This window comes from Bacillus sp. JAS24-2 (assembly GCF_008274905.1).
Taxonomy (GTDB): Bacteria; Bacillota; Bacilli; order Bacillales; family Bacillaceae_G; genus Bacillus_A; species Bacillus_A cereus.
In genome coordinates, this window is record NZ_CP031068.1 from 169,720 (window position 1) to 181,917 (window position 12,198).

Here is a 12,198-nt window from a genome sequence, read left to right on the forward strand (position 1 = left end):
AGAAGGCATCTCACCAGGGTGAGATGCCTTCTTTTTTAATCTTTCTTCAATCTTCGTGCAACACCATTCCCTAAAGACTGTAGCCCTTGAACGAGGATAATTAAAATAAAGACGGTTGCATACATTACTTCCGGTTCGTAGCGTAAATGGCCGAATCGATATGCTAAATCACCAAGACCGCCAGCACCTACAAGTCCAGCCATTGCTGTTGCGCCGATTAAGCCGATCGTTGCGATTGTTAATCCGAGTACAAGGGAGGGACGTGCTTCTTTCACCATAACGTGCCAAATGATTTTTATAGTAGAAACGCCCATCGCTTGGTAGGCTTCAATGACACCGCGATCGACTTCTAGTAAAGCTGTCTCCATTAAACGTGCGATATAAGGGGCTGTGAAGACGACAAGCGGTACGATAACACCTTGCACGCCAATGGACGTTCCCATTAGAAACTTTGTAAAAGGTAAAATAAAGAATAATAGAATGATAAATGGAAGAGAGCGAATGATATTAATAATTGTATTAAGAATAGGATAGATGATTTTATTTTCACGCTGTCCACCAGGTCTCGTTAAAACAAGTGTGACGCCAAGTGGTAATGCAATAAGGATCGAGATGAGTAATGAGATAGATGTCATTTGAAAGGTTTGGATTGTGGCTTCCCATATGACTTTACCCCATTCATCCAAAAAGGACTTGTTTCCCATAATCTGTTCTACCTCCTTCTACGATGATTCCTTGCTCTTGTAAAAATGATAAAGCACGGTGGATTTCATTTTGTTCCCCTTGCATATGAACGACTAGTTTCCCATATGCTTCATGTTTTAACTGCGTAATATTACCGGATAAAATATTCGGATACACTTGGAAACGTTTTGTGGCAACGGCTAAGGCAGGTTCCCCTGAAGTAGTGCCAATAAATGAAAGTGTTACAATTTCTCCAGTACTTTGTAGTTCTTTCTGTACCTCTTTTGGAATTTTCGCTGCAAATGCGCTATTTACAAATTTCTTCGTGGTTACATGTTGTGGGTTTGTGAAAATATCTTTTACAGTCCCACTTTCGACTACAGATCCATGTTCCATAACAGCAACGCGGTCACATATACGCTGGATGACATTCATTTCATGTGTAATGAGTAAAATCGTAATTCCGATTTCTTCGTTAATCTTTAATAACAAATCAAGGATAGAATCGGTTGTTTCGGGATCTAATGCGCTCGTTGCTTCATCACTTAATAACACTTCAGGTTCATGTGATAGCGCACGAGCAATTGCAACACGCTGTTTTTGACCACCAGAAAGTTCGCTTGGATACGCATCTTTTCTATTAAAAAGATCGACAATGCGTAAATACTTTTCTACTCTTTTTTCAATTTCTGCTTTTGGAATGCCAGCAAGCCGTAACGGTAATGCGATATTTTCATAAACGGTAACAGTTTTAAGTAAATTGAATCCTTGGAAGATCATTCCGATTTTTTGTCTCGATTTTGCTAGTTCTTTTGTCGATAACGTTGTTAAGTCTTGTTCGTTTACAATGATATTTCCTGTCGTTGGTTTTTCTAATAAATTTACACATCGAATCAATGTACTTTTACCAGCGCCACTATACCCAATGATTCCAAATACCTCGCCTTTTTCTACTTTAAGGGAAGTAGACTTAAGAGCCTCAACATTCCCTTTTTTTGTTGTAAATACTTTGGATATGTTTTTTAATTCAATCATTATCGTAAGCTCCTACCAAGATGGTAAAACTGAACCATCAAATTTTTTCTCGATAAACTCTTTTACTTCTTTAGATTGATAAGCTTTCTTTAATTTGTTTACAACGGCATCATCTTTATTTTCAGTACGAACAACGACCCAGTTCACATATGGTGAATCTTTTCCTTCGCGGAAGATAGAATCTTTCGCTGGACTTAATTTTGCACCTAATGCAAAGTTTGTGTTAATTGCAGCTGCTTTCACTTCACTTAGTTGTGTTGGTAATTGAGATGCCTCTAATTCGACAATCTTTAATTTTTTTGGATTTTCAATTACATCTTTTGCAGTCGCTTTTTCTGTAGCCTTTGGATCAACTTTTAAAACCCCTGCTTTTTCAAATAATTTTAAAGCTCGAAGTTCATTCGTTGGGTCATTTGGTACAGCAATTGCGTCGCCCTCTTTTAAGTCTTTTACATCTTTTATATCTTTAGAATATACGCCCATAGGGAATGTTACTGTTGAAAATACTTCAGCTAATTTCATATTGCGTTCAGCTTTAAATACATCTAAATACGATTTCGTTTGGTAGCTATTTACATCAAGGCTTTTTTCATCTAAAGATACGTTTGGCGCTACATAATCATTAAATACTTTTATATCAATTTCGAGACCATCTTTTGCTGCAACTTCTTTTACCTTTTCAAAAATTTGTTCATGTGGTCCACCTGTTACACCGACAGTAATCTTTTTCTCGTCTAATGCTTTTACCTCTTTATCTGAACTCACGCTACATGCGCCTAATAATAATACTGCTCCGCTTACAATGCTTAATAATACCTTTTTCATCTATAAATCCCCCCTTCATATACGTTCCAAAATAAAAAGCACCTCCCAAAAATAAGAGAGGTGCCGAATAGACGAAATAGATTCCTCTCTTATCTTCCAAAACGAAAACTCGTTTTGCAGGAATTAGCACCTTAGCTTATACGTCATAAGCTCGGTTGCCGGGCATCATCGGGCCAGTCCCTCCGCCACTCTTGATAAGAGTATGTGTATGTAGTTTTGAATATGGTACTAATAGTAAATCGTACAAAAAGAATTGTCAATGATATTTTCTGAATATATTTTATTTTAAGATAATCGAAACGTTCCCCTTTTTATGTCCTTTTTCTACATATATATGAGCTTCAGCAATTTCTTCTAATCGGTAAGTTCTATCAATAACAGGTTTTAGCTTTTCTGTTTCAGCTAGTTGTTTTAGTAGGTTCATATCTTCTTTACTGACCTTTGCCATCATTCCGTTCACAGATACATATTTTCCATTAGGCATTAATGCATCTGTACAAAGAGACTTTTTATATTTTCCAACTGCATCAAATATAATATCGTAGTGCTCGCCCTGCTTAGTAAAATCTTCTTTCATATAATCAATTATGTTGTCTGCCCCTAAAGTTGTTACTAGATCGAAATTCGAACTACTACAAATGGCTGTGACAGTCGCCCCGAAGTATTTAGCAAGTTGTATGGCAGCTGTCCCTACTGACCCAGAGGCGCCGTATATAAGTACTCGTTGCCCTTTTTTTATCTGTCCTTTTCTAAGGAAGTGCAATGCTGAAGTTCCGCCAAAAGGAATAACGGCAGCTTCTTCATATGTCACATTGGTAGGTTTTAATGCTATTAATCCACTTTCATGCACGCATGTGTATTCCGCATAACCACCAAGGTTTAGTTCTGTTAATGCAAAAACTTGATCTCCTTTTTTAAATTGTGTTACATCTGTTCCAATGTCTTCGATTTCACCGGATAACTCTACGCCAAGTATAGGTTTTCTTGGTTTTCTGAAACCTAATATGATCCGCATAGGAATCCAAAATAAGAGGGGGCTATTAAAGCCACGTATTCTACAATCTCCAGTCGATACACTTGTTGCGTGAATTTTAACTAATACTTCATTTTTTTTAGGTTTAGGCTTTTCTACATTTTGAAGCTGGAGAACATTAGGTGGTCCGTACTTTGTACAAATAATCGCTTTCATAATGACCTCCTGAAATGAGTTGTTATTATTTACATCATATTTAAACTTTTTCTCAAACATGTTGTTATATAGGAAATAAATTTAAAGATAAATATTACGAATTATATAGATTTCATAGGAAAAGAGATGATATTATTTTTGGGAAGGAGGGGACGTTATGAAAAAACTTATTTTAATTTCAAGTTTAGTACTTGCAGTCGGTCTAGGAGTAGGGTGTAGTAATGAGAAAACAAAAAAGACTGACGAACCGAAAAAAGAAGCTGTGCAGAAAGAAAAGGAATTAACAGCGAAGGATGTTTTTAATAAAGCGAATGAAGTTTTTAAAAACGAAGAAAATGTAACGATGACATATGATGTGGGAATAAAGGCTGAAGGAACAGAGATGAATGTAATAAAGGCTAAAATGCAACTAGAGCCGAAGAAAAAAAATTCTCGTTCTGAAATGAATGTTTCTGGTACAGAGGTTGTTGTTTATGATGTGGGTGGCAAAATTGCTGGTCAGTTGAAAAATCCTAATACGGGTGAAATTATGTCTGTACCAGAGGAACAATTGAATGCTAACGGAATGAACGCGACTCAAGGAATGGTAGATAATTTAGAGATTCCATCGGAAATTTTAAATAAAGTGAAGATGGAGAAAAGTGGAGATAATTATAAGCTGAAGTTTGCATTAAAAGGGCAAGAGACAGAGAGTATGCTAGCTAGTATGGATGAAAAGCAGAAACAAATGCTACAAGGCCAAAATGCAAAGATAGAAGAAATAGATGGGGAATATATTATTACAAAAGATTTTAAATATGAATCAGCAAAGATAGATATGGTTATGAGTAGCAATGGTGAGGATAAAGCGCACATTATTACGGATGCAAAGTTTACATCGTATGATAAATTTGATCCAATACAATTGCCAGCAGCAAAGTAATCACTGTCAAGAGAGGTACCTGAAAGAAAGGGTATCTCTTTTTGTTGCTAATAAGGAGAGTGTCCTTTGAAAAAAAGAAAGATAGCAGCGGTCATTGTCGCATATACGGTTTTGCTTGCAACGTCTGTACATACGTATAAAAAACAAATTGATCATCCTATTATGAGTGATGTAGGTAAATTGCTTCCGACAAAAATAAAACGTGTTGAAAGTGCTACGGAAGAGCACTCGTTAATAAAATTAGTGCGAGATGCAAAAGTTTCAGGAGAGAAAATTTCCATTGCAGGCATGCAACATAGCCAAGGAGGACAGACATATTATCCGAATGGCACGATGCTCGATATGAAAGGATATAATAAAATATTAGAATTTGATCCAGAGAAGAAGCGGATTACAGTTCAAAGTGGTGTCACCTGGAATGATATTCAGAAGAAAATAAATCCTTATGGCCTTGCGGTACAGGTCATGCAGTCTCAAAATATTTTTACTGTTGGCGGTTCATTAAGTGTAAATGTACACGGGCGTGATATTCGTCATGAGGCACTGATTGATACAGTAGATTCATTTAGATTGTTAATGGCAGATGGCACGGTACGTAATGTAAGTAGAGAAGAGAATGCAGAGTTATTTCCATATGTCATTGGGGGTTACGGTTTATTTGGAGTTATTTTAGATGTGACGCTGAAGTTAACAGATGATGAATTATATGAAATGCACACGAGAATGATAGATTATAAAGAATACGCATCTTATTTCAAAGAGAAAGTGAAAAGAGATGAGAATGTTCGTATGCACTTAGCGCGTATTTCTGTTGCTCCAAATTCATTTTTAAAAGAGATGTATGTGACAGATTATACTTTGGCACAAAATCAAAATATGAGAGAAGAGTACAGTGAATTAAAGGAAGAAAATATTATAGCTGCACCGAAATTTTTGCTTGGGTTATCACGTTATAGTGATTGGGGAAAGAATACATTTTGGGATATACAAAGAGGTTATTTTGAACGTACAGATGGAAAGTATGAGACGCGTAATAACGTTATGAGATCAGATAGTGCTTTTATGAAATATGAAAATCCAAATAGGACCGAAGTGTTACAAGAATACTTTGTGCCTATAGATGCTTTCACAGAGTATATAGATGATTTACGTAACGTATTAAATGAAGAAGAGTTTAATTTACTCAACATTACGATTCGTTACGTGGAAAAGAATGAAGATGCAGTTTTGTCCTATGCAAAAGATGATATGTTTGCGCTGGTTCTTTTGATTAACCAGGGACGCTCAGAGAGTGAGATAAAGAAAACAGAGGATGTCATTCGAAAGATGATTGATATTACTTTAAAGCATAATGGTAGTTACTATTTGCCGTATTATTCTTATCCAACGAAAGAGCAGTTAAAGAGGGCATATCCTCGCATTGAAGAATTTCTCAAGAAAAAGAAGGAAATAGATTCAGAAGAGAGATTTGTGAATTTATTTTATAGGGAGTATACGAAATGACATATAGAAGATTTGTGGCTTCGCAAAGTATCATCATGATGGCAGGAAGTATGGTATTTCCTTTTTATATATTATTGCTTCGAAACGTTGGAAATAGCTTCTCGCAATTTGGCTGGGCGTATGGCTTATTTGCTTTAACATCAGCACTTGTATATCCACTAGTGGGAAAGGTATCTGATCAAGTAGGGGATAAAAAATTATTAATCATATACGCTTGGTCCATGGCAATCTTAATGCTTTGCTTTCCAATTGCCACGGAAGTTTGGCATGTGTATATTCTTCAAATTGTAATGGGCGTTTTAGGTGCTGTGCAGCGTAATACTGAGAAGACTTCGTTAGCACGAAAGGTTGCGCAGGAAAAGGCTGGTTATGAGATTGGAAAATACCATGTGTGGACATCCATTGGCGGAGCAGTAGCGGTTATTGCCACGGGATATTTAGTAGATTTCTTTACCATTGGTACAATTTTTTATATTGCATCTATTCTATATGTAGTGAGCGGGATTGTATTAAGTAGTAAAAAAATATAACTATTCCTATTTTCACCTTAATACCCTTTATTTGTTATACTAAAAGGGAATACAAAAGAAAAGGGGACAGTGCCTTTGATGAAATTTGTAGTTTTAGCTATTCTTACTTTGTTTTTGATTCCATGGACAAGAAGTAGTAGTAAGCTTCGAGCAGTGGATAAGAAGGGAGATAAGAATGTTGTAAAGGGTAAGAAATCATCTATTTTAGTTATTCCTGTTTTATTTTGGATAGGTATTGCAATCTATGAATACTTTTGGCTAATTGATGATCGAGTAGATTCGATTCTTACTCATTATTCTGTTGCAGTAGCAATTTTAATTGGGCTTGTTTTATTTTCACAAGATCAAATAGGGAAATTAGAAGGTACATTAAAAGGACTTCTAATGTTTATTTTACTCGCAAGTTACGGCTACTTTGGTTATTTGCACGATATAGTAATCTCGCAAAAGAAATATGATTCTGTTGTTAAGGTAGAGAAAGATATTTCAGAGCCATTTACTGAAAATGACCAGCCGTTTACAGTGCCGCCAAAGACAGCGGAGAATAAGATGAAAAAAGTATTTGGTGATATTCCAAAAGTAGCTTATTTTGAGCTAGGAGAATTAACGCCACAAATGGTAAACGGCGAAGCTTTATATGTAGCGCCGATTGAAGTTTCAGGGTTTTTTAAAGCACGTAAAGCTGAGACAATTCCAGGGTATGTAACGATGTCAGGTACGAATCCTGATGCGGAAGCGAAACTGCACCTCGGTTATAAAATGAAATATGTGCCAAGCATGTTTTTTGGTAATAATTTAGAGCGTGTGGTAAGGCAAGCAGAACCAAATTTAATCTTTAAAGGAAAACCTAAATTTGAGGTTGATGATAAAGGAAAACCATATTATACAATGACGTACGGTGAATTTATTTCAGGAAGATCTGGATTTGAGGTAGAAGGTGTTGTCGTAGTAGATGCACAAACAGGTGAAGTGAAAAGATATGATAAAGGAAAGGCACCTAAATTTGTTGATGGTGTATTAAATCATGAGACTGCATCTACGTTAAATACGTACTTTGGTAAATATATTCACGGATTTTGGAATACGAAATTCTCACAAACAGATATGAAAATTCCGACTGAGTGGGGAACGAAAGAAGGCGTGACCCCGATTTTTGGTAAAGATGGAACACTGTATTATTTTACAGACTTTACTTCTCCAAAAGAAGGAGTAGATTCAGCTCTAGGCTATTCATTAGTAGATGCACGCACAGGCAAGCTATATTATTATAATGGAAAAGAAGTAAAGGGGATTATGGATGGTTCAGCAGCTACAGAAGTAGTGGATAATTCCTTTAAGAGAGAGAAATGGCATGGGACAATGCCTGTCATTTATAACGTATACGGAAAACCAGCTTGGATTATTCCGGTTGTTGATGACGGAGGCCTAGTACGTGCGCATACAGTTGTATATGCTGCTAATGCAAAAATATTTGCGACAGGTTCTTCGCAGAAAGAAGCGCTTGAGAATTATAAAAACGTAATGAGCGGTAATGGTGATACATTTAGACCAACCTCAACAGGAAAAGAAGCGCAAAAAGAAGGTATTGTACAACGTGTATATAAAGAAAAATCAGGTGAAAATACAATCGTGTACGTACTTTTAGAGAATGAACAAAAGGTATTTATGATACCAGTGAAGAAATTCCCATATGCTATGTTTACAGAAGTAGGAGACCCAATTCAAATTACATATTTAGATACGGGAGAGACGATGGCCTCGGTATCTAAATTTACGAATAGCAATGTGAAAAAGTAAAGCGGTAGAATTTCTATCGCTTTTTTTACATTATGAAAGAGGAAAATGCACTGTACTTGACGTATGTTTATGATGTAACTATAATTGTTACGATTCAGTTTGTATAGGAAAGGGTGAATTGAAAAAGTGAATGAAGTTAATCACGAAATATATAAACCTGTAAAGGCAAACAGGTTATGGATGATTCTTGTATTAGGAACACTTACGGCGATTGGGCCATTATCTATTGATATGTATTTGCCTTCATTACCGAAGTTAACGGATGACTTGCAAACAGGTGCATCGCTAGCGCAGCTTACATTAACAGCTTGTTTGCTTGGGCTGTCAGTAGGACAATTATTTGTTGGCTCAATTAGTGATATTTACGGAAGACGCAAACCACTTATTATTGCTCTTATTATTTATGTTGCTTCTTCTTTACTTTGTGCTGTTGCGCCATCTATTTGGAGTTTAGTGTTATTACGCTTCTTACAAGGAGCTTCAGGATCAGCTGGGATTGTTATATCACGTGCAATGGTAAGAGATATGTACTCAGGTTCTGAAATGACGAAGTTTTTCTCACTGCTTATGTTAGTAAACGGAGCAGCACCTATTTTGGCACCGATTATTGGGGGTCAATTGTTACAGTTTACAACGTGGCGCGGTGTTTTCATCGTTCTTGGAGCAATTAGCGTATTCATGTTAATCTCAGCTACTTTTGTATTGCGTGAAACATTACCTCCTGAAGAAAGAGAAACGGGTGGTTTGTCAGGGACTTTGGCGACGTACGGAAAATTGTTAAAGGACCGTCTGTTTATGGGATATGCATTGTCACAAGGATTAGTAACAGCGGCAATGTTTGCATACATTTCGGGCTCACCATTTGTGTTGCAGAACATATACGGAGCATCACCACAGCAATTTAGTTTATTCTTTGCGATTAACGGCATCGGTATTATTATTGCTAGTCAGGTAACGGGTCGTTTAGCGGGGAAAGTGAATGAGAAGACATTATTTGTTGCGGGTATTATTATCGCAGCTGTTGGTGGCCTATCTTTACTACTGACAATCGTACTAGGAATAGGTTTAATTGGTGTTTTATGTTCGTTATTCCTTGTCGTATCAAGTGTCGGGGTTGTATCAACAACTGGGTTCTCATTAGCGATGAGAAATCAGAAACAAGCTGCAGGAACAGCATCAGCTTTATTAGGTTTATTACAGTTTATTTCAGGAGCTCTTGTTGCTCCGCTAGTAGGTATCGGTGGAAGTAATACAGCATTACCGATGGGTATTGTTATTGCGCTTTGTGAAGTAGGAGCAGTGTTATGTTATCTATTTATGGCCAGAAGAAGTGAGAAACAGTTTGAACTGCAGCAAAAACAAAATCTAGAGGCTTAACAAAAAAGAACTGATTCAAAGGGAATGTTTGAATCAGTTCTTTTTTCATTTCTTTGAAATACCTCATACAGTTTTGTAAGGTGATGTAGTAAAGCATTGCAAAAGTTATTTGTATAAAGTGACGATACTGTGACAAACATGTTGGTATATATATTACGGTGTCGTCTTAAGTGTAAAAAGTAGGATGTTCTCGGTATAATAACAAGTGGAGATAAAAGAAACTATAATGAGTAATAGTTGTAGATAAAAGGAGAAGAAGAGATGAAGAAGGTTTTGGGTATTGCCGTAATGGGAGGAATGCTCCTTCTAGCAGGATGTAATGGAAATAAAGATACGAAAGAACCGAAAGAAAAGGTAGAGCAATCTACAGAACAAACAGAAGAGATGAAAGAATACCGTGCAGTACATGAAAAATACGATATGAAAATGAATAAAGAAATTAATAAAGCACTGCAGTTATTTGAAGTAGCAAAAGAAAAGGGCGGTAAGGAAATAACGACTGCTACATATAAAGAAGATGTGCAAAAGGTAACAACGAGCATGTTAGAAGATATTGATCATATACGTAAAGAAATTCGTGTTCCGAAGTCGAAAGAGCAAGAACATGAAGTATATGTTGGTTTCTTGAATGAATCGGAACAAGCGATGAAAAAATTACAGAAGTTAGCTAAAGAAGAAGATTCATCGTTGATTCGTGATATAGAAATTAATTTTGCAACAGCATCGACATACTATAAACGTTTTCAAGCAGAAACGAAAAAATAACCTTGCCTGTGCAAGGTTATTTTTTCTTATTACCATCTCCGTCTTCATCTTCATCCTCGGATACTAATACCTTCTGCTCTTCGTGAAATTCGGAAATAGTTTGCCCGGTAATATTATCGAAAGGAGTATAAAAAAAGTAATACGTTTCTTTTTAATAAAGAGTTTATAGAAGCCGATGATGACAAGTATAACGATTGTTAAGGGTAATCCTATAGTAGCAAGAAGTAAGGGGTCCATCTTATAACTCCTTTAACATCATTTCTTTTTATTATAAGCTGAAAAATGTAATTTCGATAAATGGATTAAAAACTGATTTTTCTAAATATACCCAATTTGATTGACTTTTCATTTTTTCAGAATTATAATTCGAAATATACAATTTGAACCAAATAATAATATAGCAATTTACTTATCCAGAGAGGTAGAGGGACTGGCCCTATGACACCTCAGCAGCGGGTTCTGTAGTAGGAACACCGTGCTAATTCCAGCAAGCAAGTCTTGAAAGATAAGTGATGGGCCTTTGTTTATTAAGCCTTGATCTTATTTTTTAAGATCAAGGCTTTTTGTATTCTAAAAAGAGAAAAGGGAGTAATGGAAAAAGTACGTTCATAAAACTAAGTAAATATATGTGTTTAGGGGGTTATTGAAGTGTATGTAATTAAAAAATTATCAGTTATGGTGTTCACGCTATGGGTTATTACGACGGTGACATTTCTAATTATGCATATTATTCCGGGGGATCCATTTTCATCAGATGCAAAAATCTTTCCTGAAGAAGTGATCCAAAACATGAGAGCGAAGTATCACCTTGATGAACCGTTGTGGAATCAATATGTGGCTTATTTAGACGGTGTAGTTCATTTTGATTTTGGTGAATCTGTTCAATCAACCGGGCAAGGTGTATCAGAAATTATAACAACTGGCTTTGGTCCATCAGCAATTATTGGTCTACAAGCACTTGTTATTTCGTTGTTAGTCGGAATTGCTGCAGGTACATTTGCTGCTCTATATCATGGGAAAGTAATTGACTATAGTGTGAGTTTGCTCGCAATTCTAGGTATTTCTATTCCAAGTTTTATTTTAGCACCACTATTTATACAAGTATTCGCTATTCAATTCGAGCTTTTACCAGTAGCCTCTTGGGGAACATTCGAACATACAGTATTGCCATCCTTTGCGTTAGCGTTAGGGCCAATCGCAGTGATTACAAGGTTTGTTCGTTCTAATATGATCGAAGTACTGCAGAGTGATTATATTAAGTTAGCAAGAGCAAAAGGCATACCAATTAAGAAGATTATTATAAGACACGCTCTTCGAAATGCGATTGTTCCAGTACTTACATTTGTTGGACCGTTAATGGCTGGACTCTTAACGGGGACTTTCGTTATTGAAAAAATCTTTTCAATTCCTGGCCTAGGAAAATATTTTGTAGATAGTATTTTTAACCGAGACTATCCGGTGATTATGGGAACAACAATTTTCTATAGTGCATTATTAATTACTTGTATTTTCATTACAGATATTATTCACCGTATTGTTGATCCACGTATTCGTTCTATTACGTAAGGAGG

General features: G+C 36.1%; 11 protein-coding genes, 1 pseudogene and 2 riboswitches. Of the genes and pseudogenes, 7 read left to right on the forward strand and 5 right to left on the reverse strand.

Annotated elements, in window-relative coordinates:
• Positions 1-35 precede the first annotated feature (35 nt).
• The 4 genes from DN407_RS01005 to DN407_RS01025 form a co-directional block, all read right to left on the reverse strand.
• Positions 36-704 (reverse strand): methionine ABC transporter permease, encoded by a 669-nt coding sequence (locus tag DN407_RS01005; protein ID WP_000527151.1) that lies wholly within the window; start codon positions 702-704, stop codon positions 36-38.
• Entirely contained in the window at positions 679-1,719 is a 1,041-nt protein-coding gene (locus DN407_RS01010) for a methionine ABC transporter ATP-binding protein (protein ID WP_000571318.1), read from the reverse strand. Before DN407_RS01010 ends, DN407_RS01005 begins: the two co-directional genes overlap by 26 nt.
• 12 nt (positions 1,720-1,731) lie before the next feature.
• On the reverse strand, positions 1,732-2,544 hold the full coding sequence (locus tag DN407_RS01015) for a MetQ/NlpA family ABC transporter substrate-binding protein (protein WP_000756992.1): 813 nt from the start codon (positions 2,542-2,544) through the stop codon (positions 1,732-1,734).
• An 86-nt stretch (positions 2,545-2,630) separates the two neighbouring features.
• Positions 2,631-2,745, reverse strand: a riboswitch (SAM riboswitch).
• Positions 2,746-2,824: 79 nt separating this feature from the next.
• On the reverse strand, positions 2,825-3,733 hold the full coding sequence (locus DN407_RS01025) for an NAD(P)-dependent alcohol dehydrogenase (protein WP_000643862.1): 909 nt from the start codon (positions 3,731-3,733) through the stop codon (positions 2,825-2,827).
• A gap of 157 nt (positions 3,734-3,890) precedes the next feature.
• Between DN407_RS01025 and DN407_RS01030 the strand changes: the two genes are divergently transcribed.
• The 6 genes from DN407_RS01030 (at position 3,891) to DN407_RS01055 (ending at position 10,627) form a co-directional block, all read left to right on the forward strand.
• Positions 3,891-4,655 carry a hypothetical protein gene (locus tag DN407_RS01030; RefSeq protein ID WP_149215934.1) on the forward strand — a complete coding sequence of 255 codons (765 nt, stop codon included), beginning with the start codon at positions 3,891-3,893 and terminating at the stop codon, positions 4,653-4,655.
• Positions 4,656-4,721: 66 nt separating this feature from the next.
• Complete coding sequence (locus DN407_RS01035) at positions 4,722-6,158, forward strand: FAD-binding oxidoreductase (RefSeq protein WP_149215935.1); 1,437 nt, start codon at positions 4,722-4,724, stop codon at positions 6,156-6,158.
• Positions 6,155-6,688, forward strand: coding sequence for an MFS transporter (locus DN407_RS01040; RefSeq protein ID WP_000222367.1), 534 nt, complete (start codon positions 6,155-6,157; stop codon positions 6,686-6,688). The genes DN407_RS01035 and DN407_RS01040 overlap by 4 nt, the downstream gene beginning before the upstream one ends.
• A 78-nt stretch (positions 6,689-6,766) precedes the next feature.
• On the forward strand, positions 6,767-8,485 hold the full coding sequence (locus tag DN407_RS01045; RefSeq protein WP_149216740.1) for a DUF3981 domain-containing protein: 1,719 nt from the start codon (positions 6,767-6,769) through the stop codon (positions 8,483-8,485).
• A gap of 117 nt (positions 8,486-8,602) precedes the next feature.
• Entirely contained in the window at positions 8,603-9,862 is a 1,260-nt protein-coding gene (locus tag DN407_RS01050; protein ID WP_255446519.1) for a multidrug effflux MFS transporter, read from the forward strand.
• A 261-nt stretch (positions 9,863-10,123) separates the two neighbouring features.
• A complete protein-coding gene (locus DN407_RS01055) occupies positions 10,124-10,627 on the forward strand; it encodes a hypothetical protein (RefSeq protein ID WP_000756517.1) in 504 nt (167 codons plus the stop codon).
• A gap of 16 nt (positions 10,628-10,643) precedes the next feature.
• Here DN407_RS01055 and DN407_RS01060 read toward each other — a convergent pair.
• A pseudogene (locus DN407_RS01060) lies at positions 10,644-10,864 on the reverse strand (DUF3951 domain-containing protein).
• Positions 10,865-11,033: 169 nt separating this feature from the next.
• Positions 11,034-11,139: riboswitch (SAM riboswitch) on the forward strand.
• A 136-nt stretch (positions 11,140-11,275) separates the two neighbouring features.
• On the opposite strand from DN407_RS01060, the gene DN407_RS01065 reads away from it, so the two are divergent.
• A complete protein-coding gene (locus DN407_RS01065; protein ID WP_000289322.1) occupies positions 11,276-12,193 on the forward strand; it encodes an ABC transporter permease in 918 nt (305 codons plus the stop codon).
• Positions 12,194-12,198: the final 5 nt, after the last annotated feature.